Source organism: Thiomicrospira microaerophila, assembly GCF_000934765.1.
In the GTDB taxonomy this organism is placed as follows: domain Bacteria; phylum Pseudomonadota; class Gammaproteobacteria; order Thiomicrospirales; family Thiomicrospiraceae; genus Thiomicrospira; species Thiomicrospira microaerophila.
Genome location: NZ_JYNN01000001.1, coordinates 147,665 through 165,336, shown reverse-complemented (window position 1 = coordinate 165,336; position 17,672 = coordinate 147,665). Strand labels below are relative to the sequence as shown.

The 17,672-nt window shown below is 48.5% G+C and carries 16 protein-coding genes; 13 read left to right on the top strand and 3 right to left on the bottom strand.

Annotation, left to right across the window (positions count from 1 at the left end; genetic code table 11):
• The first annotated feature begins 2 nt into the window (after positions 1-2).
• From NA59_RS00695 to pgl, 13 genes are all read left to right on the top strand, one after another.
• Positions 3-3,503 carry a coiled-coil domain-containing protein gene (locus tag NA59_RS00695; RefSeq protein WP_044406371.1) on the top strand — a complete coding sequence of 1,167 codons (3,501 nt, stop codon included), beginning with the start codon at positions 3-5 and terminating at the stop codon, positions 3,501-3,503.
• 5 nt (positions 3,504-3,508) lie between these two features.
• Positions 3,509-4,498 (top strand): cell division protein ZipA C-terminal FtsZ-binding domain-containing protein, encoded by a 990-nt coding sequence (locus NA59_RS00690; protein ID WP_044406368.1) that lies wholly within the window; start codon positions 3,509-3,511, stop codon positions 4,496-4,498.
• A gap of 17 nt (positions 4,499-4,515) precedes the next feature.
• Positions 4,516-6,552 carry an NAD-dependent DNA ligase LigA gene (gene ligA / locus NA59_RS00685; protein WP_044406365.1) on the top strand — a complete coding sequence of 679 codons (2,037 nt, stop codon included), beginning with the start codon at positions 4,516-4,518 and terminating at the stop codon, positions 6,550-6,552.
• Complete coding sequence (gene yjgA, locus NA59_RS00680) at positions 6,545-7,090, top strand: ribosome biogenesis factor YjgA (RefSeq protein WP_044406362.1); 546 nt, start codon at positions 6,545-6,547, stop codon at positions 7,088-7,090. Before ligA ends, yjgA begins: the two co-directional genes overlap by 8 nt.
• Before the next feature lies 1 nt (position 7,091).
• A complete protein-coding gene (locus tag NA59_RS14985; RefSeq protein WP_157792522.1) occupies positions 7,092-7,232 on the top strand; it encodes a hypothetical protein in 141 nt (46 codons plus the stop codon).
• A gap of 40 nt (positions 7,233-7,272) precedes the next feature.
• On the top strand, positions 7,273-8,316 hold the full coding sequence (lpxK, locus tag NA59_RS00675) for a tetraacyldisaccharide 4'-kinase (protein ID WP_044406361.1): 1,044 nt from the start codon (positions 7,273-7,275) through the stop codon (positions 8,314-8,316).
• An 11-nt stretch (positions 8,317-8,327) separates the two neighbouring features.
• Positions 8,328-8,534: a Trm112 family protein gene (locus NA59_RS00670; protein WP_044406360.1), complete on the top strand. Its 207-nt coding sequence runs from the start codon at positions 8,328-8,330 to the stop codon at positions 8,532-8,534.
• A 5-nt stretch (positions 8,535-8,539) separates the two neighbouring features.
• Complete coding sequence (kdsB, locus tag NA59_RS00665; protein ID WP_044406359.1) at positions 8,540-9,316, top strand: 3-deoxy-manno-octulosonate cytidylyltransferase; 777 nt, start codon at positions 8,540-8,542, stop codon at positions 9,314-9,316.
• A complete protein-coding gene (locus NA59_RS00660; protein WP_044406356.1) occupies positions 9,309-9,524 on the top strand; it encodes a hypothetical protein in 216 nt (71 codons plus the stop codon). The genes kdsB and NA59_RS00660 overlap by 8 nt, the downstream gene beginning before the upstream one ends.
• Complete coding sequence (locus NA59_RS00655; RefSeq protein ID WP_044406353.1) at positions 9,524-10,030, top strand: hypothetical protein; 507 nt, start codon at positions 9,524-9,526, stop codon at positions 10,028-10,030. Before NA59_RS00660 ends, NA59_RS00655 begins: the two co-directional genes overlap by 1 nt.
• A gap of 472 nt (positions 10,031-10,502) precedes the next feature.
• Positions 10,503-11,951, top strand: a complete 1,449-nt coding sequence (gene gnd / locus NA59_RS00650; RefSeq protein WP_044406350.1) for a decarboxylating NADP(+)-dependent phosphogluconate dehydrogenase — start codon at positions 10,503-10,505, stop codon at positions 11,949-11,951.
• A gap of 2 nt (positions 11,952-11,953) precedes the next feature.
• Positions 11,954-13,447, top strand: coding sequence for a glucose-6-phosphate dehydrogenase (gene zwf / locus NA59_RS00645; RefSeq protein ID WP_044406347.1), 1,494 nt, complete (start codon positions 11,954-11,956; stop codon positions 13,445-13,447).
• The gene (gene pgl, locus NA59_RS00640; protein ID WP_232504001.1) at positions 13,444-14,160 is read left to right on the top strand and encodes a 6-phosphogluconolactonase; all 717 of its coding nucleotides are present in this window, start codon (positions 13,444-13,446) and stop codon (positions 14,158-14,160) included. The genes zwf and pgl overlap by 4 nt, the downstream gene beginning before the upstream one ends.
• A 71-nt stretch (positions 14,161-14,231) precedes the next feature.
• Here the strand turns inward: pgl and NA59_RS00635 are convergent, their stop codons facing one another.
• The 3 genes from NA59_RS00635 to purH form a co-directional block, all read right to left on the bottom strand.
• Positions 14,232-14,507: a late competence development ComFB family protein gene (locus NA59_RS00635; protein WP_044406344.1), complete on the bottom strand. Its 276-nt coding sequence runs from the start codon at positions 14,505-14,507 to the stop codon at positions 14,232-14,234.
• Positions 14,508-14,586: 79 nt separating this feature from the next.
• Positions 14,587-15,879, bottom strand: a complete 1,293-nt coding sequence (gene purD / locus NA59_RS00630) for a phosphoribosylamine--glycine ligase (protein WP_044406341.1) — start codon at positions 15,877-15,879, stop codon at positions 14,587-14,589.
• A gap of 191 nt (positions 15,880-16,070) precedes the next feature.
• Positions 16,071-17,633 carry a bifunctional phosphoribosylaminoimidazolecarboxamide formyltransferase/IMP cyclohydrolase gene (purH, locus tag NA59_RS00625; protein WP_044406338.1) on the bottom strand — a complete coding sequence of 521 codons (1,563 nt, stop codon included), beginning with the start codon at positions 17,631-17,633 and terminating at the stop codon, positions 16,071-16,073.
• Positions 17,634-17,672: the final 39 nt, after the last annotated feature.

Sequence of the window (17,672 nt, the reverse complement as noted above, 5' to 3'; positions counted from 1 at the left end):
CCATGCGATTAAAACAGATCAAAATAGTCGGTTTTAAGTCGTTCGTGGAGCCAACACGCTTGGTCTTGCCGAGTGATTTAGTCGGTATTGTCGGTCCGAATGGTTGCGGTAAATCAAATACGCTGGATGCGGTACGTTGGGTGATGGGGGAGAGTTCGGCGCGCGAGTTGCGCGGTGGTGACATGAATGATGTGTTGTTTAACGGCAGCGATAAGCGCAAAGCGGTGAGCCAGTGTTCGGTTGAGTTGTTATTTGACAATGAAGCTGGCATGGCGGGTGGTGCCTATGCCAGTTACAGCGAAATATCGGTCAAACGTGTGCATCACCGAGAAGACGGTACCCGCTACTTCTTGAATCAGCAAGCCTGCCGGCGTCGCGATATTCTTGATTTGTTTAATGGCACGGGTCTAGGGCCACGAAGCTATGCGCTGATTGGGCAGGGCAATATTAGTCGCATTATCGAGGCAAAGCCTGAAGATATGCGGGTTTACTTAGAAGAAGTAGCGGGCATTGGTCCCTATCGTTCAAGGCGCAAAGAAACGCTATTACGCTTAAATCGCACGCGAGAAAACATGACGCAGTTGCGTGTGATGCAGGATGCACTTACCGAACAGTCGAATCATTTGGCGTTGCAGGCCGAAAAAGCGCGCGATCACCGTCAGGCGATTGAGCGCCAACAAGCCCTCGAAAAAAACCTCTATTATTTGCAGTGGCATCAGCTTCATCAACAACAAACCCGTGTTCAGTCTGACCTACGTTTGGCAGAGAAAAGTTTTGCCCAAACCAAAGCAGATTGGGACAGTGCACAAAAAGCCTGGCTGTTAGCACGCCAAAAACTACCGACCTTGCAAGCGGACTGGCAAGCATTCGACACCGAATTTCACCAACTCGATAAAAAACTTGAAAAGCTGAAACAGCAGCAGGCCTTTAGTGGTCAACAAAGCCAGCAATGGCTGGATCAACAGGCACTTAATCAGCAACAGCATCAGATGCACGAAACGCAGTTGAGTCACATTAACCAGCAGATGGATGATATTCGACTCGATATTGAAGCGATAGAAGAAGAGCTGGATAGCCAAACCGAGCAATTAGAGGGCTATGAGTCAAGCTGGTCAGCCTTGGATTTACAAAAACGCACCCAAGAGCAGACTTTGCAAAAACAGCAATGGCGCACCCAGCAGTCTGAGCAGGCGTTTAAAGAGGCGCAACAACAGCTCAAAACGCTAGAGCAAAGTTTAGCCCACCTAGAGGCGCAGCGCGCTTGGTTAATGCAAAATGTCGAGCCATCCACCGCCGAACAGGGAAATGCGCAACTTGAAGCACTCATAGAACAAAGGCAACAGCTTGAACAACAGCTTGCGCCCGTCAATCAAATGGTGGCTTTAAGCCAAGCAACCCATCAGAAAACCCGCGACCAGCTAGCACAGGCGCAGCAAACCCAATTTCAATTAGTCAGTGATTTTAAGGCGGCCGAAGCCGAGCATCAGGCGTTAGTAAAGGTGCAGCAGCGCTTGTTAGCGGATGCGCAGGTTGAATGGCCGAGTGATCTGAGCGCGCGCGATTTAGTGAGTGTTCTAAAAGTAGAGGCTGGTTGGCAAACAGCGGTAGAAGGCTGGCTGGGTGCGCGTTTGCAAGGGTTGTTGCTGGACAAACCTGTAGATTGGGCTGAATTGAATCCGTTGCCTAATGCCAGTTTGATTGGTTGGAATCCGCCAGCACTAGACGTCCATCCGCAAAGTCTTGCCGCCAAAATTCAACAGCCCGAGTTGGTGCGTTATCTAGCGCGCGATATTTATGTGTTGTCTGATCAGCCACTTGTTCAGCCGCTTGTTCAGCTCAAGCCGTTTAGTGAAGTCGCAGGGCAAAATACGATTTGGTTGATTGATAAACAAGGTGTGCTTTATTCAGAGTTCGCTTGTTTGCAGCCATTAAATGCGCCGTCAAATGCCAAGCTGTCTGGCAGTTTAGAGCGTCAACAACAGATTGTCGCGCTGGCTGAACAGCAGACGCATTTGTCTGATGCGATAACAAAAAACAATCGGCTGGTTTCGCAACTCAAGCAGCAGCAAGCAGACGAAGATGAAGAGCAAGCGGCGCTAAAAGCGGAACAACAACAGCTTGAACGTCAAGTTTTGCGCCTGGAAGATCAGATTGCACATGCGCAACAGACCCACCAGGCCTGGTTGCAAAAACACCAGTCAAATCAACAGCAATTAACGGATTTAGGGGTGAGGGAGCAGGCACTCATTGCACAGCAAAATCGGCTGGAGCAAACTATTGAATCGATTAATGCACAGTTTGAATTACTGGATGAGCAGGAAGAGAAAACCAGTCAGACGCTTGAAAAATTAATCACCCAACTGCAGCCGATTGAGCGCGAGCGTGAGAAGCTGCTTCTACAAACTCAGCGCTTAAGCCAACAGCAGCACCAGCAAAAACAAGCCTATCAACAGTTGCAGTTTCAGCAACAACAGGTTGCACAACAACTTAAACAGGATAGTCTGCAGGCCGAGCTTATTCTGCGTCACTTAGCCCAAGCCCAGCCAGTCGATGATGCCGAATTGGAACAGCTTAACGATCAGCTGGAGCAGGTCAAACAGGCGCGTGATAGCCTCGGTCAACGACGCGAGGTGTTGATTGAACACGTTGATGATGCGCAGCAGCGGGTCGACTCGGCCCAGCAGACCCATCATCAGGCCGAGCAGTATCTTGTAACCTTGCAATTACAGTTGCAAGCACAGCAGCAGCAGATACATCAGTTACAAAAAACGGTTGAGGGGCAAGGGTTCTCATTTTATGAGTTGGCACAATTACGCTTTGAAGAACAGCCAATCGAGCAGGTTGAAGCTGCGCTTAAGCAAGTCAAATTGCATTTAAGCCGGTTAGGCGCGGTGAATATGACGGCGATTGAGGAATTTGAACAGGCTAAAATAAAATTGGATACCTTGGTGAGTCAATTGGCTGATTTAACGCAATCGATAGACACGCTTGAACAAGCGATTGCACAGATTGATCAGGATAGTCGTCAACGCTTGTTGATAACATTTGATCAGGTCAATCAATCATTTAAAAATCTATTTCCTAAGCTGTTTCAGGGTGGGCATGCAAAGCTGACCTGGGTTGATGAACAGCAAGACCCCCTGGAAGGCGGGCTGATGGTGATGGCGCAGCCACCAGGTAAACGGACGACACGTATTCAGTTATTATCAGGCGGAGAGAAGACATTATCCGCCTTGGCATTGATTTTTGCGATCTTTGAATTAAAGCCTGCTCCCTTCTGTATTTTGGATGAAGTGGACGCTCCTTTAGACGATTCTAACGTTATTCGCTTCTGTGGGCTAGTCAGAAGCCTATCAGAAAAGGTACAATTCATATATATTACTCACAACAAAACGACTATGGCGATGGCAAAGCATTTAGTGGGTGTTACAATGCATGAGCCGGGTGTGTCGCGTTTGGTCAGTGTTGACTTGGATGCGGCTGTAGAAATGATAGGAGATTAGCCTTTATGAATGAATTACAGCAGGTTTTGCTGGTTTTTGCGGTTATTGTGGTGGTGGGGCTGTACTTCTTTAGTCGTCAGCGTAGCCAAAAAAACAAAGCGAACAACACATCAGCGTCCAAAGAAACGCTAAAACAAAAAATGGCTGAGCATCTTGTGCCCTCTAGTATGCCAAAAGAACCGCATGCGGCTGAAGGCTCAATCGCTCAAATGGATAGAGCGCAGGCGTCTGGTTTACCACCGCATCTGCAAGGAAAGACACAAGAAGAGCTTGATTTTGAAAGTCGTCAGCAGTTGTTGCAACTGGATGAGTCGGCGATGGCTGAGCAAGCTTATCCGTCTTCAAACTATCAGACTAGCGTGCCGAATCACGCCTCACAGCCAGTGCATAAAGTAATTGAAATTGATGATTTAGAGTTAGTCGATGAGCGTTTTGTTGGACGCTATCAAGCACAACCAGGTTCCTCTAGACAAGAAACGGCACAGGGTGGCGCCCCCGCTCATTCACCTGCTCATCAGCCAGCGGCTCAATCATCCTATTCGCATTCGCCGCAAGGACAGGCCGCGCAGTCGGTTCAACAGCCTGTTGAGCCTCAAGTTTTTGCTATTTTAGTGTTATTTACACAAACCGATATGTCGGTAAACCGTTTAATGAGCCATTTGAAAATATTTGGTTTGGTTTACGATGAGCGTGGTATTTATGTTAAAAAAGCGGGCAATCGAACCATTGTAAAAGTGGCAAATGTGATGGAGCCTGGCTTATTTCCTGCTGAACCGGATGAAACCATGAAAACGCCGGGTATTGCGTTGATTTTAGAGTTGCCGAGTGCTATCCCTGCACCGGGTGCGATGGAGGAGCTGATTATGACCGCACGGCGTATTTCACAAGCGCTCGAAGGCCGCATGTACGATATGCAGCGCCACCTATTGCGTGAGTCTGATATTCAGGCGATGCGCGAAGCGGCATTAAACTTTGAAACTACAAAATTACAATAGCGATTACCTACAACCTCATGTCCAATATTTCCGAGCAAATTGCTCAGATTCGCCAACAGATCGAAGCACATAATCAAGCCTATTATGTGCTCGATAATCCGCGTATTTCTGATGCACAGTATGATTTGCTTTATCGTCAGCTTGTGGAGCTTGAACAGCAGTATCCCTCGTTAATTATCCCCAGCTCGCCTACTCAGCGTGTCGGCGCTAAAGTCGCATCGGGTTTTCAAGAGGTACGTCATGCGGTGCCGATGTTGTCGCTCGACAATGCGTTTAGCGATGAAGAACTCGCTGATTTCAATCAACGTATTGAACAGCGTATTCAATCCTCGCTTGAAAAAAAAGCACTTGCCTATGCGGCAGAGCCCAAAATGGATGGCTTGGCGGTGAATTTACGTTATGAACAGGGTGTTTTGGTTCAGGCCGCCACCCGAGGTGATGGTGAAGTGGGCGAAGATGTGACGCATAATGTGCGCACCATTCGTTCCATTCCGCTTAAATTGCAGGGCGATGGTTGGCCAGACATTTTGGAAGTGCGCGGTGAAGTGTTTATGAGCAAGCCGGTGTTTCATAAAATCAACCAAGCGCATCTTGAAAAAGGCGATAAACCTTTTGTTAATCCACGCAACGCGGCCGCCGGCACTCTGCGCCAACTTGATCCCAGTATCACCGCACAGCGCCCGCTGAGTTTTTTTTGCTATGGTTGGGGGCAGGTGAGCGACGAATTTTCCATTCCTGCTGATTACAGCGAGATGCTGGTGTATTTAAAACGCTGGGGATTGCCGACCAATCCTTTAGCCAAAGTGGTATTTGGCCAACCAGGCCTGGTTGACTATTATCAGGATTTATCTGCGCGGCGCGACCAATTAGATTATGAAATTGATGGTATTGTTTACAAGTTGGATAACCTTGAAGCGCAAGCCCAACTGGGTTTTACCTCTAAGTTTCCACGCTGGGCGATAGCGCGTAAGTTTCCAGCACAGGAAGTCTGGACAAAGCTGGTTGCGATAGATATTCAGGTTGGGCGAACCGGTGCATTAACCCCCGTTGCGCGTTTAGAGCCGGTATTTGTTGGCGGCGTAATGGTATCCAATGCTACCTTGCATAATCTCGATGAAATCCAGCGCAAAGATGTGCGCATTGGCGATACCGTGATTGTGCGTCGTGCGGGGGATGTCATTCCTGAGGTGGTGGGTGCGGTAGTGAGTCAGCGGCCAGCCGATACCCAATTGTTTGAAATGCCAACCCATTGCCCAGAGTGTGGCTCGGATGTAGTAAAAGAGGCCGACAAAGCGGTGTATTCTTGTAGTGGCGGTTTATTCTGTCCAGCGCAACGCAAACGAGCATTGGCGCACTTTGTATCACGCAAAGCGATGGATATTCAGGGCCTGGGTGAAAAGCTGATTGACCAGTTGGTGAGTGCAGACCTGGTGAAGCATCCGGACGATTTTTATGCGTTAAATGTCGATGAATTGCTAAACCTAGAGCGCATGGCGATTAAATCGGCGCAAAAGCTGGTTGCCGCAATTGAAGCCTCTAAGCAAACAACCCTGCCACGGTTTATCTATTCGCTAGGCATTCCTGAAGTGGGAGAAGTAACCGCCAAGCAGTTGGCGAAGCATTTTACTAGCCTTGAAGCACTTCAGCAGGCGAGCTTGGAGCAACTCATCGCCGTGCCGGATGTCGGTGACATTGTCGCGCAGCATCTCATCCAGTTTTTTGCGCAACCGCATAACTTAGCGGTGATTGAAGGCTTGTTAAATGCCGGTATGCATTGGCCCGACATTGAACCGCAAGCCGTGGTCATCGATTCGATGTTTGCTGGCAAAATCTGTGTGTTGACAGGCAGCCTGCAACAAATGACGCGTGAACAGGCGAAAGCCGAACTCGAACAACTCGGCGCGAAGGTATCCGGTTCGATTTCAGCTAAAACAGATTTTTTAATTGCTGGCGACAAAGCCGGCTCAAAACTCACCAAGGCACAAGCGCTTGGCATCACTGTGTTAACAGAAGCAGAATTTATCGAAATCTTAGGAGAACAGGCGCATGGTTAGACCGCGTAATGTCAATCGGGTAGTCCGAAAAAAACCGGTGCCAGAATGGGAGCAGGAAGAATTTACCAGCCGCACCGATATTAAGTTAGCGGCGCAAGAGGTCACAGATATTGGTAGCGCCTTGGGCGAACTGAGTGAAAGTCAGTTAAAAAAAATGGGATTACCCACTGAATTGCTCGATGCCTTGTTATTATATAAGCGAATGGACCCAGGACCGGCCATTCGACGTCAGCGTCAATTTATCGGCAAATGGTTGCGTCAGCATGAAGAGGAATTGGCGGAATTACGCGCTAAAATTGAGGAAATGGAAGCGCGAGCAAAACAGCAAAACTTGCATTTTCAAAAACTTGAGCGTTGGCGAGATCGTTTAATTACCGAAGGCGATGAGGCGCTTACCGCTTTGCTTGAAGATTTTCCACAAGCGGATAGAACCCTGTTGCGTCAACATATTCGCAATGCACAAAAAGAAGCCGAGCAACAAAAACCGCCAAAAGCGGCGCGGGCTATTTTTCAATATTTAAGAGGCTTGGAGTGGTAGTATGCAAAACAGAATGATTCAAATGATTATCCGTCGCATTATTTCGATGTTCGTATCCAAGCTAATGCGCAAGGCAACGGGCGGCAAAATGGGCGGAGGCATGCGAGGCGGCATGGGTGGCAAAGGCCGTCGTCCGTTTTAAAAATACGCAGACCGGGAAAATGCAATGCTAGGAAAATGCAATGAGTTGGCCTAGTTTTTGGCTTAAAGCCGATTGGCGCTCAACACTGCTTAGCCCCTTAGCAAAGCTAGTTTGTTCGGTGGCGGCTAAACGCCTCGCTGCGTTTAAACGTAATCCGCCTGAAGCACCCGGCCTGGTTGTGGTGGTCGGCAATATTGTTGTCGGCGGCGCGGGTAAAACGCCGTTTATTATTTGGCTTGGGCAGCGGCTACAACAAAAGGGATGGCGTTTTGGGGTGATTAGCCGAGGTTATGCGGGTCAATCCAAGACTTGGCCGCAAACGGTGAGCGCTGACACAGACCCGCATCTAGTGGGGGATGAGCCGGTTTTGTTAGCACAAACATTGGGTTGTCCCGTGGTGGTGTCACCCAAGCGGGCAGAGGCCTTGGCAATGATCCAAGCGCGTTATGATCTAGACCTGGTGATTAGTGACGATGGTTTACAGCATTATGCGTTGGCGCGTGATATTGAAATTGTGCTGTTTGATGCGTCACGACCTAATCAAGGATTAGGTAATGGCTTGTGTATGCCCGCCGGCCCTTTGCGCGAGCCGGTCGAGCGCTTGGCTCAGGTCGACTTTGTGGTACTGAATGGCGAGAATTTACTCGCTAAACCGGATTTCAAGTGCCAGTATCTTGCGCAAATGCAGATAAAGCCGCTGCACTTTTACCGCTTAACGGATGTCAAAGACTGTCGTCCCATTAATGCCTTTGCGGGGCAAACGGGTTATGCGGTGGCGGGGATAGGGCATCCGCAGCGATTTTATCAAACATTAGATTCGTTGGGTATCGTGCCCATTCCGCTGGATTTTGCTGATCACCATGCTTATCAGCTGTCGGATTTTGCGAAGCTTAATAGGGCTATGCCCTTGTTTATGACCAGTAAAGATGCCGTAAAGTGCCAAACCTTTGCACAACCCAACTGGTGGGTGTTGGCAATAGCGCCTGAATGTGATGCCGATTTTGAAGCCGCACTGATGTCGAAGATTGAGCAGCAATTGGCTTTAAAAAGGCCGCAAAAACCTATTTCTAACTCATTTGATTAAAAGGCAAAAACATGAGTCTAAACCCTAATTTACTTGATATCCTAGTATGCCCAATTAGCAAAACCAGTTTAGTGTATGACAAGCAAAAACAAGAGTTAATTTCGACCGCCGCTAATTTAGCCTTCCCGGTGCGTGACGACATTCCAGTCATGCTGGAGGATGAAGCACGTCAAATCACGCCTGAAGAGGCCGAACATTATCGTAAACTAAAGGCTTAACTAACATGTCTTTTCATGTGGTCATACCCGCCAGAATGGCATCCAGTCGGCTTTATGGCAAACCGTTGCTGGATATTTGCGGACAGCCGATGGTGTATTGGACATGGCAGCAAGCGATTAAAGCCGGTGCGGAGCGTGTGGTCATTGCTACCGAATCTGAGCAGGTCGCGCAGGTGTGCCGTGATTTTGGTGCTGAGGTCTGCCTAACCAGCGACCAACATCAATCAGGTACTGAGCGTATCGCTGAAGTGATTGATCAACTTCGGTTTGCGGATAATCAGGTGTTGGTTAATCTGCAGGGTGATGAGCCGCTTTTGCCTACCGCCTTGATTCAGCAAGTCGCACAAGCCCTTAATCATCGGCATGATGTGTTCATGGCGACACTTTGTGAACCGATTGAGCAGGTTGAGTTGCTGTTTAATCCGAACATCGTCAAGGTGAGTCGTAATCTTGAGCATTTTGCAATTAATTTTAGCCGTGCGCCATTACCTTGGGCGCGCGATGAGTTTGCCCAGCAACCCCCCATCATGCCAAGTGCTTGGCCCTATCGCCGTCATATTGGCTTGTATGCCTATCGCGCTGGCTTTGTAAAGCGTTATGTGAACTGGCCAGAATGCGCCCTCGAGCAGGTTGAAAAGCTTGAGCAATTGCGTGTGCTTTGGCATGGCGAGCGTATTTTGGTAGAGGATGCGCTGATGGATGCGGGTGTAGGGGTTGATACCTTGGCGCAGCTTGAACAGGTACGCGAAATCATGGCGCAAAGGCTTATGGCGGATGCTTAAGTATTTAACGTTATTTGCGGTTATCGGTTTTTTTATCTGGATGTTGCGTCGTCAGTGGCGTTTAAAAAAAATGCAATGGCGCGGTGAAAAACCGCCCGAACAAAAAGGTTTGCGCCCGATTACCTTGTTAAGCTGGGTGATGGTGGGGGTGTATGGCAGTTTTCTGTTGTGGTATGTGATTAGCGAGATGCTGATGAGTAGTGAGTAATGAGTGAATCAGAGAAGTTAGCCTTAGAGCATCAGGCGGCGCGGTTGTTTATGCGGGCGTATGAGCGCGAGATGGGGATTGAAATGCGCCATATTTGGCATAACGAACCCCGCAAACCCGATGTGAGTTGTTATTGGCAAAATGAAAAGTTGGATTTAGAAATTGCGCATTTATACGGCAGCACCGAAGAAGCCAAACATCTGCTAGGACGCGAGCTATCTGAACGCACTCATCTTGAACTCGAACATCTCATGCTAACCCCGCCTGATCACCGTTTACTTGAAGCACTCAATCGACTGTTAGCCAATAAAGCCGAAAAATATTATGTTTCAGAACGTACTTGGTTAGTGATTCGCAATACAAACCCAGCATGGCAACGCCAAGATTTTGAGCTTCGGTGTAAATTTATCCTGATGCCGCCAACTCATCCATTTGAGCAGGTATGGATATTAGGCGATATGCAGGGCGAGAGCGGCATCCTGCAACTTTACCCAGATGGGCGCTAGTCAAACTTGCGTTGCGAGCCCAAGAAACTACGTGTCATTGCGAGGCTGACAAATTACGCGTCATTGCGAGGCCGAAGGCCGTGGCAATCTCTGGCAGACTGAGCGCGCCCTTGAGAGATTGCCGCGTCGCTATGCTCCTCGCAATGACCGAATTTTTTACCCAGTGTCGTCATCCTGCGCGAAGTCGCAGGATCCAGCCGCTGGCAGCAATAGACCCTGCGACTTCGCGCAGGGTGACAGAGCAATAAGGGAGGCAAGTTTCGTTGCCACTCATTCCTTAACTTAATGGCCGTGACGCTGTGCGTGGGAATGTAGACTGGTTTAAATCTATAACAGCGCGCTAACTTCAGTCCAAGGCCCGCGTACGTGCAACCTTAGCGCGAGAGTTGAAATAAATCGGTTTTTAGTTTTTAGTTGTATGAGTAGCGCGGTAAAATGAAACCGCAGATTTTTTATCAAAAAGGAATTTATCATGTCTCAATCAGATATCGCGTTAATTGGTCTTGCCGTTATGGGGCAAAACTTGGTTTTAAATATGGCTGATCACGGCTATAAAGTCACTGTTTACAATCGTTCTCCACAAAAAACCGATGAGTTTCTCGCCAGCACCGCGCAAGGCAAATCGATTCAAGCCGCTTATAGCTTGAAAGAGCTGGTTGATTCCTTGTCCTCGCCGCGCAAGGTAATGTTAATGGTTAAAGCAGGACAGGTTGTGGACGATTTCATTGATCAATTGGTGCCTTTGTTAGACCAGGGCGATGTGATCATTGACGGCGGTAATTCCTTATACACTGATTCAACGCGTCGTACTCAAGCGCTAGCGGCTAAGGGCATTCATTTTATCGGGACGGGTGTGTCGGGTGGCGAAGAAGGCGCGCGTTTTGGGCCTTCTATTATGCCAGGCGGCAAACCAGAGGCTTGGCCTTTTGTTAAAGATATTTTTCAAGCGATTTCGGCCAAGGTTGGCGATGAAGCCTGTTGTGATTGGGTTGGGCCAGAAGGGGCGGGGCACTACGTTAAGATGGTGCACAATGGGATCGAATATGGCGATATGCAATTGATCGCCGAAGCCTATCAGCTAATGCGTGAAGGCTTGGGAATGAGTGCGGATGAGTGTCATCAGGTATTTAAAGAATGGAACCAAGGGGTATTGGATTCCTATCTGATTGAAATCACGGCCGATATTCTGCGTTTTAAAGACGAAGACGGTGAACCCCTTGTGGATAAAATCCTAGATGCCGCCGGCCAAAAAGGCACAGGCAAATGGACAGGTATCAGCTCATTAGATATGGGTGTACCCTTAACCCTGATTACCGAGTCGGTGTATGCACGTTGTATTTCGGCATTAAAAACCCAGCGTCAACAAGCCGCTAAAACCTATCCGCGTGTATTGCCGACGGTCGAAGTGGAGCGCGATGTGATGTTGCAGGCGATTCATGATGCACTCTATGCCGCAAAAATCATTTCCTACACCCAAGGCTATATGTTGATGGCGCAAGCCGCTAAAGAGTTTAACTGGCCGTTAAATTATGGTGGCATTGCGTTAATGTGGCGCGGTGGCTGTATTATCCGCAGTCGTTTCCTAGGCGAAATCAAAGCCGCTTATGATGCAACACCAGATTTAGATAATCTATTGCAAGCGCCGTTTTTTGAGCAGGCGATAAAGCAAACCGAAGCCAATTGGCGTCAGGCGGTGGTCTTTGCGGTGCATAATGCAATCCCAACGCCGGCGTTAAGTTCAGCATTGGCGTTTTTTGATGGTTATCGAAGCGAAACCGTGTCGGCGAACTTGATTCAGGCGCAGCGTGATTACTTTGGCGCCCATACCTATGAGCGTGTTGATAAACCACGCGGTGAATGGTTCCATACTGACTGGGTTGGTTCAGGCGGAAAAATCAGCTCTACAACCTATGAGGTTTAATCATGTCTGAATCCTGTACCTATGTGATTTTTGGCGCGACAGGGAATCTGTCGCTGACCAAGTTAATGCCTGCGTTTTACCATCTGGAAGAAATGGGGCGTTTAGCCGATTGTTTGCGGATTGTGGCGGTTGGGCGTCGTGATTGGACGCGTGATGATTGGATTGAAGTCGCGCGTGAATCGGTCACACCTTTGGCGCGTGGCGGCTTAAAAACTGAAGTTTTTGAGCGGTTTTGTGCTCGGTTTGATTATGTCAAAGTGGATAACGATGATGCCGCTAGCTTTGCGCAGATGGCAGATTATTTTCAACAGCAGGGCTATTCACAAAACATGGCATTTTATTTGTCGATCAGCCCAAAAGATTTTAGCACCGTGGTGGAAAACCTTGCCAAGGTCAAACTGCTAGACCAGCAAAAAGGCTGGAAGCGAGTGGTGCTTGAAAAGCCGTTTGGCTATGACATAGAAAGCGCCAAAAGTTTGCAAATGCAGCTCAATAAATTCCTTGATGAAACGCAGATGTACCGTATTGACCATTATCTTGGAAAGGGCATGGTACAGAATTTGATGGTTTTCCGTTTTGCGAATCTATTGATGGAACCCTTGTGGAACCGCAACTACATTGATCATGTACAAATCACCCATGCTGAAGCCAAGCCGATTGGTACCCGTGCGGGCTATTACGACACCAGTGGCGCATTGCGCGATATGATTCAAAGCCATCTGCTGCAACTCCTGGCTTTGATTGCGATGGAACCGCCTGCGTCGATGGATGCCGAAGCGCTGCGTGATGAAAAAGTAAAACTGCTAAAGTCGATTCGTCCGATTAACAAAAACGCGGTCAACGCCCAAGCCTACCGTGCGCAATATGCCGCTGGCACGGTAAATAAACAACCTGCCGTGGCTTATTTAGAAGAACCCGGTGTTTCACCCGATAGCGTGACAGAAACCTATGCCGCGTTAAAACTCTATATCGAAAACTGGCGTTGGGCGGGGGTGCCGTTTTATGTGCAAACCGGTAAAAACATGCCTAAAAACCAAACATTGATTTCCATTTGCTTTAAACAGCCACCTAAGCAGTTTTTCCGTGAATCGCAGGTGAAAAAAATGGAACCCAACTGGTTGGTGTTTGGTATTCAACCGAATGAAGCGATTCGCATTGAAATGACCGCCAAACAACCTGGGTTAGAAATCAACACTCGCCAAATTAGTTTGGATGCCTCGATGCGTCAAAAAGGTGAGTTGGCCAATGACGCCTATGAAGACTTGTTGTTAGATGTGATTCGCGGAGATCGCTCATTATTCTTGCGTTACGATGAAGTTAAAGCCGCATGGAAAGTGGTGGAACCGGTATTGCAGGCCTGGTCTTCAGACCGTGGTTATATTGATACCTATCCATCTGGCAGCTGGGGGCCAAAAGACTCGGTGAAGTTGTTTGATCAACCTGGCCAAAGCTGGCGTACCTCGTTGGAGCCTGAATGTGAGGAACAAAAATCGTGATTATCGCAAATAACGCCTTAAACCTGCCTGCTGGCTGGCAGGTTTTCGATAATGCCGAAATCTTAGCACAACAGGCGGTTGCGCTGATTGTACAACAAGCGGAGCAGGCGATCAGCGAACGCGGTGCGTTTCACCTGGTCACCGCAGGCGGCACGACACCGAATCGTTGTTATCAACTGCTGGCAGAGCGCACTGATCAAGATTGGTCAAACTGGTATGTTTATATGGGTGATGAACGTGTTTTGCCGCTTAATGATCCTGAAAGAAATGCCACGGCACTCAACCAGGCCTGGTTGTCGAAAATCAATATTCCAGCCGAAAATGTCTTTTTAATGCCAACCGAACTAGGGCTAGAAAAATCCCGCCAAGCCTATCAGCAAGTGATAGACGCGGTTGTACGGTTTGATTGTGTGATGCTAGGAATGGGTGAAGACGGTCATACCGCTAGCTTGTTTCCAGCGCATGAAAATCAACATGCCACCGAGTCAGTGATTAGCGTGAACAACTCCCCCAAACCGCCGTCTGAGCGCATAAGCCTGTCCTATGCCGCCCTCAGCAACAGCCGCCAACTCATCAAGTTAATCACTGGCAAAGGCAAACACCTCGCGATTCAACAATGGCTAAACGCCGAACCCCTACCCATCAGCCTGCCACAAGGGCGGCAAAAAAACCACACCCTCCTTGACCAAGCCGCCTGGCTTGGCGCAAGTTAGGCATGCCGCTAAAACAGGGCGCGTGACGGTAACTGGCGCGTGATGCGTCCGGTTGCCTTTGGACAAAGCCGTTAAGAGCCTGTGGCGTTTTGTGTATTGCTTTTGATTTTGTCGTACGCTTTTTTTACAGACGCTTTTACTTTCAATTCTATTTCGTCATATTCGATAGGTGACATATAAAAACTCATGTCAATATCATGTCGGATATAGCGCGGCGGAATTTGATTGAGGGCAATACAAGCCATATCGGCAAGTTGATCTGGTGTTAGTCCGGTGTTGATGTAGTTGTCAGTGATTTCATTAACAACATGGCGTTCATAAAAATTGTGTACGCTATCGAATTCCATAGTTTTAATCCTTTTTGATTAGGTTAGAAGGCTTATAAGCTTTCTAACCTGGTCGCATTCATAAGGGTGGTCGGTAGGATTATTTTTGCTGTTCACGCGCAACGGCACGGTAGCCGATATCAGAACGTGAAAAACAGCCTTCCCAGTCAATTTTTCCAACCGCTTGGTAAGCACGTTGTTGCGCGCCACTCACGCTTTGACCGAGTGCGGTTACGCATAATACGCGTCCGCCAGCCGTAATCACTTGGTTGTTTTCGTTTAATGCCGTACCCGCATGAAACACTTTGACATCGGCCGCGTTGACATCATCTAAACCACTGATCACATCGCCTTTACGATAATCGTCAGGGTAACCACCGGCAGCAAGCACCACACCCAAAGCAGGGCGTGGATCCCATTCAGCACGAAGGGTATCCAGTTTTTTGTCTAATGCCGCTAGACACAAATCCGCCAAATCTGATTTTAAACGCATCATAATCGGCTGGGTTTCAGGGTCGCCAAAACGGCAATTAAACTCTAACACTTTAGGGGTTCCGTCTGGTGCAATCATCACACCGGCGTATAAGAAACCGGTATAGGGTAGGCCATCCGCCGCCATGCCTTGTATCGTTGGATAAATCACTTCATCCATGATGCGGTTATGAATATCGCGTGTAACAACCGGTGCTGGAGTATAAGCGCCCATGCCACCGGTATTCGGGCCTTTATCGCCATTATCCCGCGCTTTGTGGTCTTGTGAAGTAGCCATCGGCAGAACATGTTCGCCATCGGCCATCACAATGAAGCTGGCCTCTTCACCGTATAAAAATTCTTCAATCACTACCCGCGAGCCGGCATCACCAAACTTATTACCGGCTAGCATATCTCGCACAGCGTCTTGTGCTTCTTGTTGGGACTGCGCAAGAATCACCCCTTTGCCTGCGGCTAAGCCATCGGCTTTAATCACAATCGGCGTGCCTTTTTCAGCGATATAGTCGATTGCTGGATCGATCTCTGTAAAGACTTTATATTCAGCCGTAGGGATATTGTGTTTGGCGAGGAAGTCCTTGCTAAAGGCTTTAGAGCCTTCCAGTTGCGCCGCGCCTTTGCTTGGGCCAAAGCATTTTAATCCAGCGGCTTGAAACGCATCCACCACGCCTAATACTAAGGGGACTTCAGGGCCAACAATGGTTAAACCAATTTGGTTTTCTTGTGCAAACTTAACCAGGCCTGGTAGGTCGGTAACTTGAATATTGACATTGGCAAGATTGGGCTCAATCGCGGTGCCCGCATTGCCAGGTGCGACATAAACTTGGGTGATGTTAGGTGATTGCGCTGTTTTCCAAGCCAATGCATGCTCACGCCCACCGCTACCAATAATTAATACTTTCATAAATCGTCCTTTTAATGATTCACTCTGCTGCATAACTAGCGCAGTAAAGTAAATCAAATGTTGCTTTGAGTAATGCGCGTTTTGCCCAAGATCTAGGCGGAGAAACGACCCGAAGCGCAGCCTACTAAATGTAGGTGAGCATCGGAAGCGTTTGTCCAACAACGAGCTTGGGCAAATAAGCCATTACGACTTTAATGTTTGAAGTGGCGCATACCGGTAAACACCATCGCTATGCCGTGTTCGTTGGCGGCGGCGATGACTTCTTCGTCACGCATTGAGCCACCCGGGTGAATCACAGCAGTAATGCCTGCCGCCGCCGCCGCGTCAATCCCATCGCGGAAGGGGAAGAAGGCATCCGAGGCCATGACGGAACCGGGTACTTCTAAGCCTTCATCAGCCGCCTTAATGCCCGCAATTTTGGCGCTATAGACACGGCTCATTTGACCCGCACCCACACCAATCGTCATGCCATCTTTGACATAAACAATCGCATTGGATTTAACGTACTTGGCGACTTTCCAAGCAAATAACAAATCTTGCATTTGTTCAGGTGTCGGCGCGCGTTCAGTAACCACTTTAAGGTCGGCTTCAGCAATCATACCTAAATCACGGTCTTGAACCAATAATCCGCCTGTTACACGTTTGTAATCATAGGCGGCTTGCTGCGCACTAAGCGCACCGCAAGCAAGTAGGCGAACATTCTTTTTGGCTTCAACAATCGCAGCGGCTTCACTGCTGATGCTAGGTGCAATAATGACTTCAACAAACTGGCGATCAACAATCGCTTGTGCGGTGGGTGCATCAAGCTCACGGTTGAACGCGATAATGCCACCAAATGCCGAAGTCGGGTCGGTTTTGTAAGCACGATCATAGGCTTCAAACAAACTAGAGCCTATTGCTACGCCGCACGGATTGGCATGTTTAACGATGACACAGGCGATGTCTTCAAAGGTTTTAACCAACTCTAAGGCCGCATCGGTATCGGCGATATTGTTAAACGAGAGCTCTTTGCCCTGAAGCTGCGTAGCGGTAGATACCGAGGCTTCATTCGCATTGCGTTCAACATAAAAGGCGGCGTTTTGATGCGGGTTTTCACCATAACGCATGGTTTGTTTTTTTACAAACTGGGTGTTGAAGGTGCGTGGGAAGGCATCGGCCTGGTCATCAGAAAACATCGTGCCGAAGTAGTTGGCAATGGCGCCATCATAACGCGCTGTTTGCTCAAAGGTTTTAATCGCTAAGTCAAAACGGGTAGCGTGCGCCAGTTGGCCATTGTTGGCTTGCATTTCTTCTAAAATACGCGCGTAGTCTAGGGGGTCGGTAACCACCGCGACATCTTTATGGTTTTTAGCGGCAGAACGCAACATGGTTGGCCCACCGATATCGATGTTTTCAATCGCATCTTCGAGTGAACAGTCGGCTTTTGCTACGGTGGCTTCAAAAGGGTAGAGGTTGACGACCACCATATCAATCGGTTTAATGCCGTGCTCGTTCATAATCGCATCATCAATACCGCGACGACCTAATAGTCCACCGTGGACTTTAGGGTGGAGTGTTTTGACACGCCCATCCATCATTTCCGGAAAGCCAGTGTACTCAGACACCTCCGTTACAACCAGGCCTGCTTGTTGTAAGGCTTTATAGGTGCCACCCGTTGATAGGATTTCAACGTTCATCTGGCTCAAGGCTTGTGCAAATTCGATAATGCCGGTTTTATCCGAAACACTTATTAAGGCACGACGCACGGGTTTCATATAACTCTCCAAGTCTTAGTTTAAATAAAGGGTAAAAGC

Excerpts from the sequence above, each read along its gene's own strand:
- kdsB (WP_044406359.1), top strand. The coding sequence starts at position 8,540 with ATGTCTTTTCATGTGGTCATACCCGCCAGAATGGCATCCAGTCGGCTT.
- zwf (WP_044406347.1), top strand. The coding sequence starts at position 11,954 with ATGTCTGAATCCTGTACCTATGTGATTTTTGGCGCGACAGGGAATCTG.
- purH (WP_044406338.1), bottom strand. The coding sequence starts at position 17,633 with ATGAAACCCGTGCGTCGTGCCTTAATAAGTGTTTCGGATAAAACCGGC.
- NA59_RS00655 (WP_044406353.1), top strand. The coding sequence starts at position 9,524 with ATGAGTGAATCAGAGAAGTTAGCCTTAGAGCATCAGGCGGCGCGGTTG.
- gnd (WP_044406350.1), top strand. The coding sequence starts at position 10,503 with ATGTCTCAATCAGATATCGCGTTAATTGGTCTTGCCGTTATGGGGCAA.
- NA59_RS00690 (WP_044406368.1), top strand. The coding sequence starts at position 3,509 with ATGAATGAATTACAGCAGGTTTTGCTGGTTTTTGCGGTTATTGTGGTG.
- NA59_RS00670 (WP_044406360.1), top strand. The coding sequence starts at position 8,328 with ATGAGTCTAAACCCTAATTTACTTGATATCCTAGTATGCCCAATTAGC.
- purD (WP_044406341.1), bottom strand. The coding sequence starts at position 15,879 with ATGAAAGTATTAATTATTGGTAGCGGTGGGCGTGAGCATGCATTGGCT.
- NA59_RS00695 (WP_044406371.1), top strand. The coding sequence starts at position 3 with ATGCGATTAAAACAGATCAAAATAGTCGGTTTTAAGTCGTTCGTGGAG.
- lpxK (WP_044406361.1), top strand. The coding sequence starts at position 7,273 with ATGAGTTGGCCTAGTTTTTGGCTTAAAGCCGATTGGCGCTCAACACTG.
- ligA (WP_044406365.1), top strand. The coding sequence starts at position 4,516 with ATGTCCAATATTTCCGAGCAAATTGCTCAGATTCGCCAACAGATCGAA.
- NA59_RS00660 (WP_044406356.1), top strand. The coding sequence starts at position 9,309 with ATGCTTAAGTATTTAACGTTATTTGCGGTTATCGGTTTTTTTATCTGG.
- NA59_RS14985 (WP_157792522.1), top strand. The coding sequence starts at position 7,092 with ATGCAAAACAGAATGATTCAAATGATTATCCGTCGCATTATTTCGATG.
- NA59_RS00635 (WP_044406344.1), bottom strand. The coding sequence starts at position 14,507 with ATGGAATTCGATAGCGTACACAATTTTTATGAACGCCATGTTGTTAAT.
- yjgA (WP_044406362.1), top strand. The coding sequence starts at position 6,545 with ATGGTTAGACCGCGTAATGTCAATCGGGTAGTCCGAAAAAAACCGGTG.